17 protein-coding genes are annotated in these 17,818 nt (G+C 32.1%); 5 read left to right on the top strand and 12 right to left on the bottom strand.

Going from position 1 to position 17,818, the window contains the following annotated elements:
- Window positions 1-293: 293 nt before the first annotated feature.
- The gene (locus C564_RS0115600; RefSeq protein ID WP_018765938.1) at window positions 294-944 is read right to left on the bottom strand and encodes a YdeI/OmpD-associated family protein; all 651 of its coding nucleotides are present in this window, start codon (window positions 942-944) and stop codon (window positions 294-296) included.
- A 192-nt stretch (window positions 945-1,136) separates the two neighbouring features.
- Window positions 1,137-1,928 carry an arylamine N-acetyltransferase family protein gene (locus tag C564_RS0115595; RefSeq protein WP_003207195.1) on the bottom strand — a complete coding sequence of 264 codons (792 nt, stop codon included), beginning with the start codon at window positions 1,926-1,928 and terminating at the stop codon, window positions 1,137-1,139.
- A 656-nt stretch (window positions 1,929-2,584) separates the two neighbouring features.
- Here C564_RS0115595 and secY point away from each other — a divergent pair.
- Window positions 2,585-3,889, top strand: a complete 1,305-nt coding sequence (gene secY / locus C564_RS0115590; protein ID WP_003197867.1) for a preprotein translocase subunit SecY — start codon at window positions 2,585-2,587, stop codon at window positions 3,887-3,889.
- Window positions 3,890-4,069: 180 nt separating this feature from the next.
- Here secY and C564_RS0115585 read toward each other — a convergent pair whose 3' ends face one another.
- A complete protein-coding gene (locus tag C564_RS0115585) occupies window positions 4,070-4,987 on the bottom strand; it encodes a DMT family transporter (RefSeq protein ID WP_003197865.1) in 918 nt (305 codons plus the stop codon).
- A 148-nt stretch (window positions 4,988-5,135) separates the two neighbouring features.
- Between C564_RS0115585 and pdxR the strand changes: the two genes are divergently transcribed.
- Window positions 5,136-6,602: a MocR-like pyridoxine biosynthesis transcription factor PdxR gene (pdxR, locus tag C564_RS0115580; RefSeq protein WP_018765937.1), complete on the top strand. Its 1,467-nt coding sequence runs from the start codon at window positions 5,136-5,138 to the stop codon at window positions 6,600-6,602.
- Here the strand turns inward: pdxR and C564_RS0115575 are convergent, their stop codons facing one another.
- From C564_RS0115575 to C564_RS0115560, 3 genes are all read right to left on the bottom strand, one after another.
- Window positions 6,603-7,100 carry a DUF421 domain-containing protein gene (locus C564_RS0115575; RefSeq protein ID WP_003197861.1) on the bottom strand — a complete coding sequence of 166 codons (498 nt, stop codon included), beginning with the start codon at window positions 7,098-7,100 and terminating at the stop codon, window positions 6,603-6,605. It lies immediately after the preceding gene.
- Between the two features lie 304 nt (window positions 7,101-7,404).
- Complete coding sequence (locus C564_RS0115570) at window positions 7,405-7,959, bottom strand: undecaprenyl-diphosphatase (protein WP_018765936.1); 555 nt, start codon at window positions 7,957-7,959, stop codon at window positions 7,405-7,407.
- 373 nt (window positions 7,960-8,332) lie between these two features.
- The gene (locus C564_RS0115560; RefSeq protein WP_003207197.1) at window positions 8,333-8,785 is read right to left on the bottom strand and encodes a CHRD domain-containing protein; all 453 of its coding nucleotides are present in this window, start codon (window positions 8,783-8,785) and stop codon (window positions 8,333-8,335) included.
- Window positions 8,786-9,106: 321 nt separating this feature from the next.
- On the opposite strand from C564_RS0115560, the gene C564_RS0115555 reads away from it, so the two are divergent.
- Window positions 9,107-9,322: a spore germination protein gene (locus C564_RS0115555; protein ID WP_003207198.1), complete on the top strand. Its 216-nt coding sequence runs from the start codon at window positions 9,107-9,109 to the stop codon at window positions 9,320-9,322.
- 26 nt (window positions 9,323-9,348) lie between these two features.
- On the opposite strand, the gene C564_RS0115550 is transcribed toward C564_RS0115555, so the two are convergent.
- From C564_RS0115550 to C564_RS0115535, 4 genes are all read right to left on the bottom strand, one after another.
- Window positions 9,349-9,585 (bottom strand): DUF3947 family protein, encoded by a 237-nt coding sequence (locus C564_RS0115550; RefSeq protein WP_003197850.1) that lies wholly within the window; start codon window positions 9,583-9,585, stop codon window positions 9,349-9,351.
- A gap of 209 nt (window positions 9,586-9,794) precedes the next feature.
- A complete protein-coding gene (locus C564_RS0115545; RefSeq protein WP_003207199.1) occupies window positions 9,795-10,673 on the bottom strand; it encodes an SDR family oxidoreductase in 879 nt (292 codons plus the stop codon).
- Between the two features lie 12 nt (window positions 10,674-10,685).
- Entirely contained in the window at window positions 10,686-11,033 is a 348-nt protein-coding gene (locus tag C564_RS0115540) for a hypothetical protein (protein WP_018765933.1), read from the bottom strand.
- A gap of 22 nt (window positions 11,034-11,055) precedes the next feature.
- Window positions 11,056-12,426, bottom strand: coding sequence for an aminotransferase-like domain-containing protein (locus C564_RS0115535; protein WP_018765932.1), 1,371 nt, complete (start codon window positions 12,424-12,426; stop codon window positions 11,056-11,058).
- 125 nt (window positions 12,427-12,551) lie between these two features.
- On the opposite strand from C564_RS0115535, the gene C564_RS0115530 reads away from it, so the two are divergent.
- The gene (locus C564_RS0115530; protein WP_018765931.1) at window positions 12,552-13,490 is read left to right on the top strand and encodes a DMT family transporter; all 939 of its coding nucleotides are present in this window, start codon (window positions 12,552-12,554) and stop codon (window positions 13,488-13,490) included.
- 17 nt (window positions 13,491-13,507) lie between these two features.
- Entirely contained in the window at window positions 13,508-15,193 is a 1,686-nt protein-coding gene (locus tag C564_RS0115525) for a M3 family oligoendopeptidase (RefSeq protein ID WP_018765930.1), read from the top strand.
- 483 nt (window positions 15,194-15,676) lie between these two features.
- Here C564_RS0115525 and C564_RS0115520 read toward each other — a convergent pair whose 3' ends face one another.
- Together C564_RS0115520 and C564_RS0115515 are read right to left on the bottom strand one after the other, a co-directional pair.
- Window positions 15,677-16,483: an N-acetylmuramoyl-L-alanine amidase family protein gene (locus C564_RS0115520; protein WP_018765929.1), complete on the bottom strand. Its 807-nt coding sequence runs from the start codon at window positions 16,481-16,483 to the stop codon at window positions 15,677-15,679.
- 575 nt (window positions 16,484-17,058) lie between these two features.
- Window positions 17,059-17,637, bottom strand: coding sequence for a GNAT family N-acetyltransferase (locus tag C564_RS0115515; RefSeq protein ID WP_018765928.1), 579 nt, complete (start codon window positions 17,635-17,637; stop codon window positions 17,059-17,061).
- Between the last annotated feature and the right edge of the window lie 181 nt (window positions 17,638-17,818).

The following is a 17,818-nucleotide window of genomic DNA, read 5'->3' as shown; positions in this document are numbered from 1 at the left end:
TCTATTTACTGCACGAGAGCTCTACACATTTTATGTGCTGTAAAAAGCCACTCTCATAAATTCTGAGTCATATTCAGTATACTTGAAGGAGATGTTTTTTCAACTTTTCTCTTCTATTAATTGTGTCATCATTATGTATTTTGATATCGAAAACGGAAGTTCATAAAAAAACATATTCTTGATGAGATCAAGAATATGTTTTACATCTTAAAATTAGACTTACGGTACCTATAACTACACTTTAAAAAAATTCCACTCTTTTTGAATATCCTAGTTTTACTATTAAATCTTCTTTATTTCTTCTTTCTGCGGAATAAATCAATTGATTTATAACCTTGTGAAAGGATTTCAACCATTTGCTGCGCACGCTTTTCACGTGTCTGTTGCTGTTTTGCTGAGAATATGTGGCGTGCCCAATCTTTTTGATAGCCTGGTGTTAAACTTTGATAAAACTGAAGTTCATTTGGGTGATTAGCTAATAATGCTTCTACATCTTTAATATTCTCTACATAATCAGAAACACATTGACTAGCAGCAGATGTCTTTTTAACTTTCTTTTTTTCGCGTTTCAAACCAACGACAGTAAAGACATCATCCATACTTACCATCCGTGCAAACTTAATATCACTATTACCTACATATCCATCTTCTCCAACGTTCATTGCTGGGAATATTTCATCTCTGTGAATAAAAGTTTCATAACGAGTGTTACCTTTTTTGGGATAAGCAAAAAATAAATAACCTTTTTCGAGTAATATTTGCTTATTAATAATAAGTTGCGTGTACTTCACCATCTCATCAATTGTTTCTACAAAAATGAAAATAGCATCATGATCTTTAGATAACTTAATTGCGTGTTCAGTAAAAAGGGCATAATCGTTTGGTTGATTAATCACTGCCATATTACTATATTTACTAAGGTTCAATTTATCGATAACTGACATAGTAGACTCCTTTTTTATTCATTGTTACTTTTATCGTACCTATATTACCATAAAAGAAAATGACCTTGCTGTGCAAACCAAACCATTTATTTAATTCGTTTTTCAAATAAATAGTTTGGTTTTTCATTTATTTACCATGACGCTTTTACATTAAGGATCATACTATTTCTATTTTGAATGCAAAGGTAAGGTTTACATTTCAATGTTAAATATATCATGTAAGAGCTTCCTATAGTGATTCTCTGTAATTACACTTTTCCTTTTTTGGCCATTCATTACTTGAGTCAAACTATCTTTCGTCAAAGAGACATATCCAGAATGCGTAAGTTTTACTGCAATCGGCCCTTTATTAAAACTAGAATTCTCATCTTCTATGACTTTTCTTTGAACTTCATTTAAAGTTGTTTCATCAATAGGATCCGTACGAAAAGCATGACATACTTTCCATTCTATCTTTTCATGTGGGTCATGCCACGAATGAGTGTCTCGTCTTTCTAAAATATAAGTTCCTTTATCTGTATCTTTTCTCCTAACACGATATTCGCCATTTTTTGAAGTAACAATCTCACCAGTAAACGGTACAAGTGTGAGAGGTACAAGTGAAGCAATTCCTACATCAGCTAAATACGATACTGAATCATAATTTAAAATGATTGTAATATGGCCTTCTTCAAGAGCCCATACATTTAAATCACTTTTATAAACTGTGCCTAATGCCAACTTCACATCGAATCCACAATCTTTTAATAAGTAATATAGAATAGAATTCATTTCATAGCAAAGCCCACCTCGTGAACTCATTAGTATTTTCTTTTGTAAATTCTCTTTAGAAATTTCTTTCGTATTACCTGTTACGATATCTAAATTCTCAAACGGAATTTCATACGCAATTGCGCTAATTATTTTGTTCAAGTCCTCAAATCTCACAATCTGTTGTTTCTTTAGGTTTAACCTTGCAAAAAACTGATCTTGTAACTCTGTCATATAAAGCACCCCTTCAATATTTAGAGTGAATGTATTATATGCTAATTTTAAAAGCTATGAAGAGCATCAACAATGTTCATTTACAATAACTGTACCGGTACAAAATTCCTGATTTTTAATAAAAAGAAGTAGATACCGATGTTTGAAACACCAGCATCTACTTCTTTTTCATTTTATTTTAATGTGTTTTGAACAACAAGGTCCAGAAATATTGATTCCATAACCATAAAGGTGTATGAATATCACTTGGAGTAAACACACTTCCTATTAACACTTAATCCCACGCTACAGCCACAACTTGACTGCTATCAATTGTAGATAATTCTCTACTTATACATAGATAACAATTACAAACTTATGTAATCAACTCTTCATATAACAATGTAAAGAATTACCCTTTTCATTCATTTTTCATGCGTATCTATGTACATTTTTTTATTTATTAGTTATATTATGGTTATTGAATGATTACGAAAATAAATCTATCGCTTATAAAAACGTTTGTATTTTTTATATCCATAACAACACTACAAAATGTATGAAAATCCATTTGTCAAATGAATTCTACACGGAAGGAGGCTTGTAGTTCGTTCATCAGGATATAAAAAAACAGTTTTCTTTTTAGATAACTGCTAAAAAATACAGGAGGCGACACGATGTTTCGTACGATTTCAAACTTTATGAGAGTAGCTGAGATAAGAAGGAAAATCTTTTTTACACTTGCAATGTTAATTGTTTTTCGAATTGGCACGTTTATACCAGTTCCTCATACTAACGCAGAGGTATTAAAAGTACAAGATCAAGCCAATGTTTTAGGTATGCTTAATGTATTTGGCGGAGGAGCCTTACAACACTTCTCAATCTTTGCTGTAGGTATCACACCATATATTACAGCCTCCATTATTGTACAGTTGTTACAGATGGATGTTGTACCTAAATTTACAGAGTGGGCAAAGCAAGGGGAAATGGGCCGTAAAAAATCAGCTCAGTTTACCCGATACTTTACAATCATTCTCGCATTTATTCAAGCCATTGGAATGTCTATTGGCTTTAACAATATAGCAGGCGGGCAACTAATTTCTAATCCAGGATGGACTACGTATTTATTTATCGCTACAGTGCTAACTGCCGGTACTGCATTTTTACTTTGGTTAGGTGAACAAATTACTGCAAACGGCGTAGGTAACGGAATTTCAATGCTTATCTTTGCAGGACTTGTTGCAGCGATTCCAAATGTCGTAAATCAAATTTATTTACAACAATTTCAAAATGCTGGAGATCAACTCTTTATGCATATTGTAAAAGTAGTATTGATTGGACTCATTATTTTAGCGATCGTTGTTGGTGTTATTTACATCCAACAGGCAATTCGTAAAATACCTATTCAATATGCAAAAGCTGTTTCAGGGAATAATCAATATCAAGGGGCAAAAAATACACATTTACCGCTTAAAGTAAACAGTGCGGGTGTAATTCCTGTTATTTTTGCTTCTGCATTTCTAATGACACCACGGACCATTGCGCAGTTATTCCCTAACTCTGATATATCTAAATGGTTAAGTACAAATCTGGACTTTACACATCCAGTTGGAATGATCCTTTACGTTGGACTCATTATTGCTTTCACATACTTCTATGCATTTGTTCAAGTAAATCCTGAACAAATGGCCGAAAACTTGAAAAAGCAAAATGGCTACGTTCCAGGTATTCGACCAGGGAAATCGACAGAGCAATATGTAACAAAAATTTTGTATCGCTTAACGTTTATTGGTGCAATTTTCTTAGGTGCTATTTCAATTTTACCAATTGTATTTACGAAAGTGGCTACTTTACCACCTTCTGCTCAAATTGGTGGTACAAGTTTACTCATCATTGTAGGGGTAGCGTTAGAAACAATGAAAACACTAGAAAGCCAGCTTGTGAAACGTCACTATAAAGGGTTTATAAAGAAAGTAAACTAATATTTTTACATACAAATTAGGCATAATGAAACCCTCTCGTTTTCTATATGAGAGGGTTTTTATTTATGTAACTTTGAAAAACAACAGTATACATATAAAAAAACATTTAATTACATATCAATTCCATTGTCATAAACACACTATTTTATTCTTCTATTTCACAACTAAAATACAATCATGTTACATTTCTTTTTTCAATAATCTCCCCTGTTTAAAGTACACTCCAAGTGTAGAGCGATTTGCTAAAAATACACCAATCAAGATGAGACACGCTCCGATTCCCATTACTGGATTAATTGGTTCCCCTAAAAATACGTATCCTGTAATAACAGCAATTAATGGGGATACATACAGCCAAGTTGATGGGAATACTGGATTGGTCTTTGACAAGAGCCAATAATATAAACCATGCCCACCAATTGACCCTACAAAGATAAGATATAGAATAGGCCATTGAACACTCCAAGATGTTAATATATCGAGATTTGGCTGTTCTATAAAAATAGAACTAATCAGAAGAAAAAGTCCACCGTAAAACATTTGGATTCCGTTAATGAGAAACGGCGATACTTTTGGCAGATCTGAAAGTATTTCTTTTGAATGGATGGAACCTATGCCATAAAATAATTCGCCGACTAATATGACAAGGCAAGCTATACTCCATATAAAAGTGAGTTGTTGGTGTATCCCTGGTAAGGAGATACAAACAACTCCAATAAGCGCTATGATTAGAGCGAAAAATTGCTCCCGTTGTAGTTTTGTTTTATTTCTCTTCGATTGTAATAACAAAATCATCATTGGCCCTGTTGCAGAAAGAACAGCTGCTAAACCCGAAGAAATATACTGTTCAGCCCAATATAATGTTGCAAATGTCATAAAGGTTAAACAAAAACCAGCATATATAATTCGTTTTGAAAGTAGATATGGTATAATACCTTTCCGTTTTAAGGTAAATATGATGATTAGAATAACACCTGCTAAAAAGAAACGGATTCCCGCCGAGAATAATGGTGGTGCCCCCGCTTCAATCCCAATTTTTATCGTTAAAAATGTTGTGCCGAAAATCATACAAATTAAAATATAATTAAAAATGACCATTATGTTTCCTCCTTTTGATTTTTAAGATGAGTATAGAGGAAACAGTGTATAACAGTATATCAACGTATATAACAGTTGGATAAATCTATAGTTGCTCCTACATATGTTTTTAGATTTAATTAAATTAAAAAGAAACTCAGGTGAGATCATGAAAATTGTACTACGCAAAGAGTCTAATATACCATTCTATCAACAAATTTATATGCAAGTTGTTGAGCGGATTCAAAGTGGAATGTTATTACATGGTGATTCCTTACCTTCTTTACGTACTATAGCAGATGATTTGAAAATAAGTATATTAACCGTTCGTAAAGCCTATAAACAGCTGGAAACAAAAGGTTATGTACAAATTAAACAAGGAAAAGGTGTGTATATACATAAACATGAACATCGGAAGCATCAGCCTACGCCGTATGATTGGCAACATACGAAATCAATCAATGTCATGCGATCTCAATATGTAATGAATCAACATAGGAAATATTATGATTTTTCACAGGCCATTCTTTATCCTCGTCTTTTACCTAATCCATTTCTTTCGGATGAAATGCAAAAAATAATAGACAAAGATCAAATGATATTAGCAACTTATGGACCAGTTCAAGGAGATGAAGAGCTTCGAATAGAAATTGCAAGATACTTAAAAGATTATCAAAGACTAGCTGTAGATCCTTCTAATTTATTAATTACAAGTGGCGCCCAGCAAGGAATTGATTTAATCGCTCAAACATTGTTACAACCAGGTGATACAGTTATAATAGAGAGCCCGTGCTACGGTGCAGCAATTGATGTATTTATAAACAAAGGGGTTAAAATCATACCAATTGAGCTTGATGAACAAGGAATTCGCTCTGATTTAATCGATGAAGTTTGTCAAAAACAGAGACCCGTTTTAGTATATGTAAATCCTACTTTTCAAAACCCTACAGGTACTATAATGAGTAGCCAAAGGAGAAATGAACTTGTAGAACTAGCAGAACTGTATCATTTTTTTATAATTGAAGATGATTCTTTTGGGGAAATATATTTTGATGAAGTTATAATTCCACCTCCACTTAAAACCTTTGATACAAATGGTCACGTTATATATTTAAAAGGATTCAGTAAAACATTAGCGCCAGGCCTTCGTATTGCAGCATTAGCTGTAGAAGGACCTATTTTTGAATGGTTATATGCTGTGAAAGCTTCGATGGATATAGGAAGTCCGTTACTAACACAAAAGGCACTTCTTCCATTTTTACGAGCAGAAAGAATGAAAAATCATTTAGAAAAATTACGCACCGCATTACAACTAAGACGCGATACAACACTAGAAATATTAACTTCTCTAACAGGGGAAATTCATTTTCAAAAACCTCTAGGTGGTTTTAATTTATGGATTACACTTCCAGATTCAATCAATGCTTTTATGTTACTTAAAAAAGCGAATGAAGCGAACGTTTCTTTTCTACCAGGAACGGCTTGTTTTTTGAATCATGAATCAAAATATAACTATTTACGAATTAGTTATTCTATGTTAAATGAAAAAGACATGTTGATTGGATTAAAAAGATTTCATAACGTATTGCTAAACTCCCTAAAACAACAAAAAACAGTTAATATATCTCCATATTAACTATTTTTTCAGGTTGTATTGGTGCAATATCTTTTCTAACATTTCGCAAGTAACTGGTTGTGCTCCAGCTGTTAGTTGATAACCAACGCGACCGTTCGGTTCTGCCGTTGCTTGTTGTAATGTTTTAATATCATGAATTCCTTGTTCTCTTAAATACATCAGCAGTTGCTGTTCTGTCATTTTCGTACGTCTCAAATTATTTTTTAAAATTTCTCCATTTTCAATAATAACAATGCTATTACCATTTAAAAATTGTTCCATCCCTCTTGATTTCATTTCTACATAATGAATAATAAATAAAACACCTGAAAATATACAAGCAGCAAGGATAGACGGTCCTACTTTTCTACTTAGCACTGGTTCTACAATAATACGCCCAATAGAGACAACGATAATAATTTCAGCTCTTGTCATCTGATTAATTGATTTACTTCCGGTTAATTTTAAAGCGAGGATACCCGTAACAATTAAAATTATGCTTTCAAAAAAAATATTCATCAACAATCCATTCCTTTAATGCTAATTTATGAATAACATTACCATTAATTAAATTCTCTATTGTTCACACAGTTCCTAAAAACTAAAAACAAGTATATACTAGCCCTATCTAGTATGTACTTGTTTTTAGTTATCCTAGTCAATCCTTATTTCTCCTCATCCTTCAACTAGATTTTTTTCAAATCTCACCAAAAGTTTTCAATTTGCGCCTTCTCTCGCTCTACTGCACAAAACAAAAGAAGCGGATGTTCTCTTTTTATTTGGTACAATTCCCAAGAATGACATAGGGGATTTTTCTCTTTTTTCATTTAAATAATTTTGTGAACGATGAATATATATTTATAATCCAAGTAATAAGAGACTGAAATGTATATGTATTCTTATCAATAATCACACTTGTTAGACTACCTATAACAGCACTCCCGATTATGTCAAATGGATAATGATGTCCTACCCAAATACGTGAAAAACCTGTCCAAACTGCTAATAACCACATAATAGAGCCAATTAAACGTTCACGAAGTAAAACGGAAGTCGCTACAGCAAAAGCTAAGGCAGTATGTTTACTTGGAAATGAGGAATTACTCTTTGATGGGATAAGCAAACGAATTCGATGGAAAATAAAAGGACGAGGTTTAAAATAAAAAAGTTGGATGATACGGTTTATAAATAAAGTAACTCCTGCTGAAATTCCTGCATACAAAATAATTTTTTTGTAGAAATTGTTTCTAAACCACATAAATATTAATATGAAAAGGTATAGATAACGCGTCTTCTGTGAAAGAAAAACCATTATCGCATCCATAGTAGTTCCTCGTCCAGCAAGACGATTTATAACCTTAAACAGCATATAATTCATTATAAATGTTCTCCTTTATTTCTGAAATGATATATAAAGTCCATTAACTAATAAAAAAATGGAAAACAGTTTATGACTGAATTGCCTGGGTGGCAATTGTTCACCAATGAATTTAAAATGGTCCCCACAAACTATAAACCATCCCTCCAACAATGAGTCCTAAACCTAGAAATAACACTATAAAAGCGAGAATTGATTTTTTATTATCTTCCATGAACTTTACCTCCCTAAAAATTATTGGTTCTATATAAATTTCCCCACAACAAAAACCTTTAGTCATAATTATGACTAAAGGTTTTTGTCATCATATTTATAAGTAATAAAAATATGGAATTATAACCTGTAAGAACAGACTATATACAGTTAAGAAAGATTAAAACCTTTTTATTTGCCCTCGAATTTCTCCGTTTGGACGGTTTTCCGTATGAGCGTTTACATACGAATTGCCGATTTCCATCTTTCTTGCTAGTTCTAACAAGGACATACCTTGTAAAGGACCAGTAAGGTCACTTTCTACAATTATTCCCGTTACCACTCCTCTATTGACACTAATACCACGCGTTACTGGTCCAAAAAGAAATGCGACAACCTGACCATTTTCGCCTCGCATCCCTAGATGAATGTGAGCAGCAGTCAATATTTCTATATCATTAAGCACCAATTTAAATCGAAGTCCTGTAAAATCATTATTAAATCTAAATAGTACTAAACCGCAAGCATCTGTTTTTACAAGAGGCACTTCTTCCCACCCTGTTAATCTAGTTAAAAAATATTTAGACAAAGTATAGTTCACTTCCCTATTCATTAAATAATGTATTTTATTCATTTGATAGAAAACAGCTTGCACGTTTTTACTATAAATAGATTTATCGCTTTTAGATGCACAACGATAAATACATTTTCTTGGGTTAATGGAATCTTATCAATGTTTTTTCTTAATGCATTTATCAAAATAGTACGAAATATTAATAAAAAAGAGTCCATCTCAATTCCACAAATCTATGCATTTTTTTGTTCAATGATGTCTTTGGTTCATACGATACATTTCTCTTCCGCTCAAATTCGCTTTATGCTAAGCTGCACTTTTACAAAAATAAATCATATAGTGACTTTAACAATCCCTAATCTAATAAAGTAGGTGAAGACTATGCCCTCTGTTGTCGGAAATCTTGTTGTTCAAAATAGTAACGGTTCTTTTAACTTAGGTGATTTCTATAATGTTTCTCCGAAAGAGAATACAAAAGCCTATAATGGTTCAGGATCATCTAATGTTGCTTTTGTAACTAATACCTTTAACGGTGTGAGTGCAACGAATACATTTGATTCTGATGTTGCAGATCAAAATCAAGTTGGAACAGCTTAATTTTATTAAGAGTAATAAAATCAGTTTTATAAATTGTACACAGCACCAATTAGAATTGTTGAAAAATATATCCCATTCTGAGTCATATACGTAGGATAATAATATTGTACAGACGGATAGTCAAAATGCATATCTTGCATCTGCATTGTTTGTACCTGCGCTTGTAATGCCTGCTGAACAGATTGAAGTGTACCTTGTGCTGAAGTATATGTTACAGCAGGAACTCGAATTTCATTATTAAAATATGGAACATTCATATTCATTCAACTCCCTCTTATATAATCATCCACACACTGTTTTATATATTATGGATATGAGTTTTAAAAAGTTCTAAAGCGTAACAATATTTAACAGCCTTTTGTCCACCGTTAGAAGGAATGAAGGTGCAGCAAAAATATTTATAAAAACGAAAATGAAGACTAAGAACCGATATATACATGGTTCTTAGTCTTCATTTCATTTTATACAATACTCATTGTCCTTTTAAAACATTCTCTTCAAAATATTTTCCCCAATCAGGTTGTCTTCCATCAATATCTTTAAATCCATATTCTCTCGCTAATCCCCAAGAACTAAGGGATTTTCCTGTTTTATTATGAACGTTCGAATCACTTGCTAAAGCAGCGATTGCTCTACCAATAAAGAAAGGTGTTTCAGATGCGATAAAGTGTGGATCTTTCTTTGCACCTTCTTGCCAATTTTCTTCTGTTACACCAAATAAATCTAACATTTCTTCCGAACGGAGAAATCCAGGGCTTACCGCAACAGCAGTAATATGATGTTCCTCTAAATCTTTCGCCATTGCTTCTGCCAAATGGATGGTTGAGATTTTTGCTAAGCTATAATATAGGTTACCACGGTACTGATAATCGACACCATCTGTAATTTCAATTACAAGGCCCTTCTTATTGTTCACCATTAGGGGGGTACCATAGTAACTTGTCATCATGTGTGAATGGACAGCACGTTGTTGCATAAGTAATCCATTATGTAAGTCATGTTCCCAAAATGGTTTTCCCCATTCAGTAAGCGGATCTCCGCCCCAAACATCATTTACTAAAATATCAAGTTTGCCGTTTTGTTCATCTTGAATTTTTGTAAATAATGCTTTAATATCCTCTTCCACTGTGTGATCTACACGTACGGAAATCCCCTTTCCTCCTTGTTTTGTAACAAGCTCTGCTGTTTCTTCAATCGTTTCTGTTCTTCCCATTGATGATAAATTACCCTTTGTACTTCTTCCTGTTACATACACAGTTGCTCCTGCTTCACCAAGCATCATTGCAATACCTCTTCCAGCACCACGCGTCGCACCAGCTACAACTGCGACTTTTCCTTGTAATGGTTTCATATACAATTCTCCTTAATGTTTATTTTCCAGTCTAATTAATTTAGGTACATGCCCTCTATCATACTTTTTTGTATATATTTCCTCATCCGGAGTAACAAATTGTAGCGTAATCTTACCACAAACACCAGTGTAAAATTCGAACTCACCTTGTGAATTTGAAATAGCAAGTTCTTTATTTACGATTGAGTCTGCATAAACTTTAACATTCGATATAGAAAGGTTGTTGCCATCTACAATAACTGACTTTATATGAATAGCAACCCCTTTACAATTTTCACTTCCTTTATTATACATAACCATTACTATCACTCCGGTTCCTACGACAATACATATCAACAAGGCTATTATGTTTTTCTTCATAATAAACCTCCTATATGAAGTGTTAGTCTTTCTTAAAATGGAAATCTACACGATTTACTTGTTTCATTTCTTCGATTACTCTATGAATTCCTATCCTAATTTTATCTTCTTTCATATTTGATACATTCAGTTTTAAAAGTTTTTCTTTACGGAAAGAAGACAAATAATTTTTATCAACAGTCTCTATAAATATTTGATTTTGCCCTAAGTTTTTAATAAGCGTTTCCGTGACAATACTTTTATGTAATGATAAGCACGTATGTATTCCTATTTTGCTTTCTGTTTTACAAAACAGATGTTGATTTTCTTTATAAGCTTCTTCTAATGCTCCAGATAACGCCTTAGATCTAGCGTAATATGACAATTGGATTTTTTGTTTGTGTCGTTCAAACATCCCGCTTTTTATGTAAATTTCTAAAGCAGCTTGGGAAATCATTGAACTATCAATATCTAATAGCTTTTTATATTTATGAAACGCTTCTGCAATAGAAGCAGGAATAACTGCCACACCTACACGTAATCCAGGGAAAATAATCTTCGAATAACTTTTTAGATAGATTACATGTGAAGAATTATCGTAACTATATAGTGGATCTACCTTTGGGTTTTGTTCTAAATCTGCTAAATAATCATCTTCTACTATAAATACATTGTATTTCTTTGCGAGAGAAATAATCTTTTCTTTTTCCTTCTTAGAATATGAAGTGCCGAGTGGATGATGAAATCTTGGGATGGTATAAAAGAATTTTATCTTTCCCGTTCGAAATATCTTTTCTAACTCAAATAAATCAATACCTTTAGCAGTGCGTTTTATTCCGATTACAGGAGTACGATTTGTTTCTAGATATTCAATAAATAAGTGATAACTCGGTTGCTCAATAAGTATCGTTTCATTTTGATTTGGAAAGGGTATTGAAGTTAATATAACTAGAGCTTGCTGAACTCCTGAGGTGATAAAGATATTTTCTTCTTTTGCGAAAACTTGATAGTTCGCTAGTTGTTTTTGCACAATTGAAATTAAAGATGGCAGCCCTTTAGGTGTACCATATATAAACAAATCATTCTTATACGTATCAATTGCCTTATTAATACAATGTTGAAAATCTAAGTAAGGAAATACATCAGGATCTGGAGCTGAAGATGCAAAATCAAAATTCTCTGTTTCATCTTCTTCATAATTCCCCATTTTTTTCACCACATAATATCCACTTTGAGGTACGGAATAAATAATATGGCGCTTCTCTAATTCATGAAGCGCACGTATAATGGTTGCTTTGTTGCACTCAAATTGTGATACGAGTGAACGTATAGACGGTAATTTCCTACCTTCTTTTATCTCTCCTTTTTGAATCATGCTTTCTAAATCATTTAATACATTTAAATATTTATACATGATTACACCTCAACGTCTATTTTGTACCGGTACAGTTTGTATTTGTTCACATTATAGCACCGATTCAGAAAGATTACCATGTACATATACTGGCCAGTAGTAAATCAATTATATGAGGTGAAATTATGAAAAACACAACTAAAGCATATACAGCCGCATTAGTATATGCCTTTATTATCGGATTTTCATTTATGTTTGTGAAATTAGCATTAACGGTTACAACTCCTCTTGATACACTTGCACACCGTTTTACAGTTGCTTTTTTAATAGCAACTATTCCTATCATTTTTGGTTTTGTAAAATTAAATATTTCATTTAAAAACATACTTTCACTTTTACCACTAGCAATCTTTTACCCAGCATTATTCTTTGCGTTCCAGGCTTTCGGCTTAGTATATACAAGCTCGTCTGAAGCTGGGATTATCCAAGCTGTCATTCCGATATTCACAATGATTTTCGCTTCTTACTTTTTAAAAGAATTTACAAATGCATGGCAAAAAATATCTGTACTCATTTCTGTAATTGGTGTTATTTATATATTTGTTATGAATGGCACAGGAACTCATGAGACTAATTTTATAGGAGTTGCTTTTATTCTGCTATCAGCGTTATCATCTGCTTGCTACAATATTTTAGCACGAAAAATGACAAAGAAATTTAAGTTAATAGACTTAACATATATGATGACAATGATTGGGTTTCTTAGTTTCAATTTAATCGCTATCATTGGACATATGAATGAAGGTACTGTAAATATATACTTTAAACCATTTACAAACGGAACATTTCTTATATCTATTTTATATTTAGGATTATTGTCTTCTTTGCTAACAGCATTTTTATTAAATTATTCATTGTCTTATATGGAAGCAGCTAAAATGAGTGTCTTTAGTAATCTATCTACACTTATTACAATTAGTGCAGGAGTATTATTCTTACACGAACAAATTGCATACTATCATATCGTTGGGGCCATAATGATTGTTCTTGGTATAGTAGGTACAAACTTCCTAGGTAAAAAAGGAATTCATATAAAAGAAAAGAATACCTCTATTAGTAAATAAAAAGTGAGGGATTTTTCATGCAGCAGGTAATGCCTATTAATATTAGTAATATAGCTGAACTAACAAAAGAATTGGATACATTATTAAACGTATCAATATCTTCTAATCAAGAACTTGAGAATTGGTTAATACAACAATCACAGACTTTAAATTCTATCAATGAGCAACTCATGCAACATTATATTGCTTTTCAACGAAATACAAATGATATAAAGGTAAAAGAAGCTTTTGACTTTGATCAAAAAAATGTACAGCCTACATTAAAACGTTATAAAAGTCTACTAGATCAAAAATATTATGAATCACCCTATCGCTTCCAGTTAGATCCCTCTCAGTTTGGATTCTTAGATACAAAAATCCAAAACATTCGAAGCCTCTTTAACGAAGAAAATATTAGTTTAGAGGTTACTGAAGATGAGTTAATAACAAAATACTTTGAAATCACTGGTAATCTCTCTTCTATGTGGGGCGGTGAAGAGGTAAACCTTTCTGAATTAAGAATATATCTACAAGATTCTGATCGAAACATTCGTCAAAAAGCGATGACTGCTATCTCTGAAAAGTTTTTATCCGTAGAGAATGAAATTCAAGAAATCTTAAATCAGTTAATTGTGCTTCGAACAAAAAAAGCTAGGAACGTTGGTTTAATGAATTATCGTGACTACATGTTTAAAAAATACGAGCGTTTTGATTATACGGCCGAACAATGCAATAAATTCGCTGAATCTATTCGTAAATACGTTGTGCCGCTTCAAGAAAAAATGCATAAAGAATTACAGGAAAAGCTTGGGGTAGATACGTTACGTCCGTGGGATATACATGCTGTACCTGCAGATCATAAACCTTTACACCCTGTAAAAAATGAAAATGAATTAATAGAAAAAAGCAAAACACTTTTCGCAGAGATTGATTCAAGTTTTTCAGCTCTTCTAGAAAAAATGCATAACCATCTAGATTTGGAAAGCAGAAAAGGGAAAGCACCTGGTGGATTCTGTGAATATTTGCCCGCATCTAAGTTATCATTTATTTTTATGAATTTAACAAAAACACAAGATGATGTTGTTGTTTTCTTACATGAGATGGGTCACTGTATTCATCATGATTTAATGAAAGATATTTCGATACATCAATATCAACATTTACCAATGGAGACTGCTGAATTAGCAAGTATGACAATGGAACTATTTACAATGAACAACTGGGATGTTTTTTATAATAATCAAGAAGATTTTAAACAAGCTAAGCGAGAACAATTAACACAAATTATAGAGTATTTACCAATTACACTGATTATTGATCAATTTCAACACTGGTTGTATGAGAATCCAACTCATACTGTCGAAGAAAGAAATGCTAAGTTTTTAGAACTTTCTTCTCTATATAATTCAAGCATCGTAAATACAGATGGCTATAAAAATTGGATCGTCGCACAATGGTTATCTGTTCTGCATATTTTTGAAGTACCCTTCTATTATATTGAATACGCAATTGCACAAATTGGTGCTTTACAAATGTATAAACAATATAAAGAAAACCCTCAGCAAGCATTGCAAAACTATAAAAAAGCATTATCTTTAGGTAGTTCTAAGTCTGTAAAAACAGTATATGAAGCAGCAGGAATTCGATTTGACTTTTCTGGTGAAACAATTAAGGATTTGATGTGTTTTGTTGAAGAGGAATTAGCGTTATTAGAAAAAATATGAGTAATCAAGCCTACGTGTTACTTAATTTAACCTTTACTAAAAGATTCTATTTTGAAATTATATTTTTCAAAATAGAGTCTTAGTTTATCATTATTAGTTTACATAATAATATTATATTTTTCGAGATGATGACTTACAAGCAAAACACCAACTGGTTGGTATTTATATGATAATTTAAAGGAATCAATAACTATTCGATCCTTTCAGACATTTGCTGAACAAATTGTCTTGGTCGTCGATGAGGCTAATAATGAAGTGATTGGCCTTGATATTTTTGGATAAGCTTTTACTTCTAACTGAACTATTAAATGATTGTTAAAACGAAAAAAGCACAATAATGTGCTTTTTCGTTTTAACCCTTCACTTTTAATCAGATAACACCGCTTATTAAAATCTTTTTCTGGGGATCGAATCTCAATAAACAAATCCTCATAAACTCCTACTCATTAAGAAAGGGTAGAAAATTCCTTCTATGTAATTACATCAAGCTTTCTGAGAATATTGTAAAATACCATTTGCATCAAAATAATAATAATAACCATCTAATAAAATCCAACCACTAGTCATATGATATCCTGCATAAAAATGATACCACTTGCCATCATATTTTAACCATCCAACATGTTGTGATCCATCTTGTTTCATATAAGCCCAACCTACACCATCATGTACCCAACCTGTTTGCATTTGACCGTTGGAATTAAAATAATAAAGCTTTCCATCAATATGATTCCAGCCAGTACTCATATATTTATCTTTAGGTAAATAATACCAATACCCACCATTTTGAAACCAACCAGCTTGCTGTGAGCCGTCCGCTTTAAAATATGCCCAACTTACACCGTCATGTACCCAACCTGTCTGCATTTGACCACTGGAATTAAAATAATAGTTTTTGCCATCCACCTTATACCATCCTGTTGCCATTGCCCCGGAACCATTCAATAAAAAATACCATTTCCCTCCGTCTTGTAGCCAACCATGATATAACGATCCATTTTTAAAATAATACCAGTATCCATTATAAGAGAACCATCCATTTCTTGGAGCTTTGACCATATTACGTTCTTGGTTAGAGTATTGAATACCATGTTTATTTCCTTTAATATCACTATTCCTTATTTCTGGTGAAAGTTCTGTTTTTATATGAATTGATTTTTGCTGTTGTACAGCAGGTGTTTTTTGAAATCTTTGATTCTGTTTTTCTTGCTTAGAATTTTCCTGTGCATGTGAAATAGTAGGAAATAAAATAGCAGACGATAAAATAACTGAAACTATTCTTTTTTTCATATGTATCCCCCTATGATAATGTTAAGAGTAATTTGGTAAAAATATACTCTATTAAAATATATTACCACAATGAGTGTAGTTCGAATATAAAATAAATATAAAAACATTGGAACTTGGATATAACAAGTTGCGTATAAAATGGTTTCAGAAAAACATATTGCCTCACAAAAAAGTTTTTCATAATAATAAGAACTAAATAATAAAAAAATCAGGACGACTCCAAAATTTCATTTCTCCACTCTGTTCATTAGAGCTTTGAAAACCCTCTTATTTTAAACATTAGTCCCTCCTATATATTACTATTATTTCGAAGAACAAATTTAATTTAAACAATGACATAACGTGAGAATCAATTCTCCATTACCTAGGGGGTTAATTGTATCTATAATTCTATTTTTAAGGTATTATAATTACATAATAAAATCTTGATATAATCAAATTTAATAACACCTACATTAATACTATCCTTGATAAAGTGAAACTTTAATCAGCGCGGCTTTATCCACTACCTAACTTTTTTCTTTCTTTAAATTTTATCCCATTAAAGCGAGATGAAAATAAATAGGTTTATCATTTTAATTGAAATTTTGTATGTAGTCCTCTTTAAGGATTCCATATATTTCTAAATCAATCACTCCTTTACCAGACCATAAAGAAGCTTGTCTTAACACCCCTTCTTTTATAAAACCGTTCTTTAAGAGGACTTTCTTTGAAACCTCGTTTACAGGCATGACCTCTGCTTGAATTCTGTTTACATTAACTTCTTCAAATAAAAATTTTACTACCATACGAACAGATTCAGTTGCAATGCCCTTACCCCAATAATCCTCTACCAAAAAGTATCCAATAGATACCATGTTCACTTTTTGATTAAAATCCATAGATTCAATAATTCCAACCAATTTATCACTTTGATTCTTCTGAAGGATACCCCATTTAATTCTGCTTTTTTTATGATAATCCCTATCAAAATGACCAATCATCTTTCTTACCGTTTGTAAGTTATGTTTAGGAATGATACCGCCATATTCAAATACCTTGTCATTGTCGTAGATCGAATATAATTCCTGTAAGTGTACCTCTTCGATTTTTCTTAATACTAGATTAACAGATTCCAATACTGGGAAATCTCCAAAAACCATTTCAATATTCATTTTATTCTCTCCTTAGGTTATTCCTTAATTGGTCTTATAAGTTCTTTTCAATATATTTAGGTTTTGTATTCTTTCAAAGTGATACATTCCTCAACCCTCTGTATATTCACATTTTATAATTCAAACAAAAGTTTTTTTTGATAATTTGTGCTAATTTTACATTTATATTGCAATCTACACT

Origin of the sequence: Bacillus sp. 105MF (assembly GCF_000374885.1) — a bacterium.
In the GTDB taxonomy this organism is placed as follows: Bacteria; Bacillota; Bacilli; order Bacillales; family Bacillaceae_G; genus Bacillus_A; species Bacillus_A pseudomycoides.
This window is presented reverse-complemented; position numbering and strand designations above follow the sequence as displayed.

Excerpts from the sequence above, each read along its gene's own strand:
- C564_RS0115600 (WP_018765938.1), bottom strand. The coding sequence starts at position 944 with ATGTCAGTTATCGATAAATTGAACCTTAGTAAATATAGTAATATGGCA.
- C564_RS0115595 (WP_003207195.1), bottom strand. The coding sequence starts at position 1,928 with ATGACAGAGTTACAAGATCAGTTTTTTGCAAGGTTAAACCTAAAGAAA.
- secY (WP_003197867.1), top strand. The coding sequence starts at position 2,585 with ATGTTTCGTACGATTTCAAACTTTATGAGAGTAGCTGAGATAAGAAGG.
- C564_RS0115585 (WP_003197865.1), bottom strand. The coding sequence starts at position 4,987 with ATGGTCATTTTTAATTATATTTTAATTTGTATGATTTTCGGCACAACA.
- pdxR (WP_018765937.1), top strand. The coding sequence starts at position 5,136 with ATGAAAATTGTACTACGCAAAGAGTCTAATATACCATTCTATCAACAA.
- C564_RS0115575 (WP_003197861.1), bottom strand. The coding sequence starts at position 7,100 with ATGAATATTTTTTTTGAAAGCATAATTTTAATTGTTACGGGTATCCTC.
- C564_RS0115570 (WP_018765936.1), bottom strand. The coding sequence starts at position 7,959 with ATGAATTATATGCTGTTTAAGGTTATAAATCGTCTTGCTGGACGAGGA.
- C564_RS0115560 (WP_003207197.1), bottom strand. The coding sequence starts at position 8,785 with ATGAATAAAATACATTATTTAATGAATAGGGAAGTGAACTATACTTTG.
- C564_RS0115555 (WP_003207198.1), top strand. The coding sequence starts at position 9,107 with ATGCCCTCTGTTGTCGGAAATCTTGTTGTTCAAAATAGTAACGGTTCT.
- C564_RS0115550 (WP_003197850.1), bottom strand. The coding sequence starts at position 9,585 with ATGAATATGAATGTTCCATATTTTAATAATGAAATTCGAGTTCCTGCT.
- C564_RS0115545 (WP_003207199.1), bottom strand. The coding sequence starts at position 10,673 with ATGAAACCATTACAAGGAAAAGTCGCAGTTGTAGCTGGTGCGACGCGT.
- C564_RS0115540 (WP_018765933.1), bottom strand. The coding sequence starts at position 11,033 with ATGAAGAAAAACATAATAGCCTTGTTGATATGTATTGTCGTAGGAACC.
- C564_RS0115535 (WP_018765932.1), bottom strand. The coding sequence starts at position 12,426 with ATGTATAAATATTTAAATGTATTAAATGATTTAGAAAGCATGATTCAA.
- C564_RS0115530 (WP_018765931.1), top strand. The coding sequence starts at position 12,552 with ATGAAAAACACAACTAAAGCATATACAGCCGCATTAGTATATGCCTTT.
- C564_RS0115525 (WP_018765930.1), top strand. The coding sequence starts at position 13,508 with ATGCAGCAGGTAATGCCTATTAATATTAGTAATATAGCTGAACTAACA.
- C564_RS0115520 (WP_018765929.1), bottom strand. The coding sequence starts at position 16,483 with ATGAAAAAAAGAATAGTTTCAGTTATTTTATCGTCTGCTATTTTATTT.
- C564_RS0115515 (WP_018765928.1), bottom strand. The coding sequence starts at position 17,637 with ATGAATATTGAAATGGTTTTTGGAGATTTCCCAGTATTGGAATCTGTT.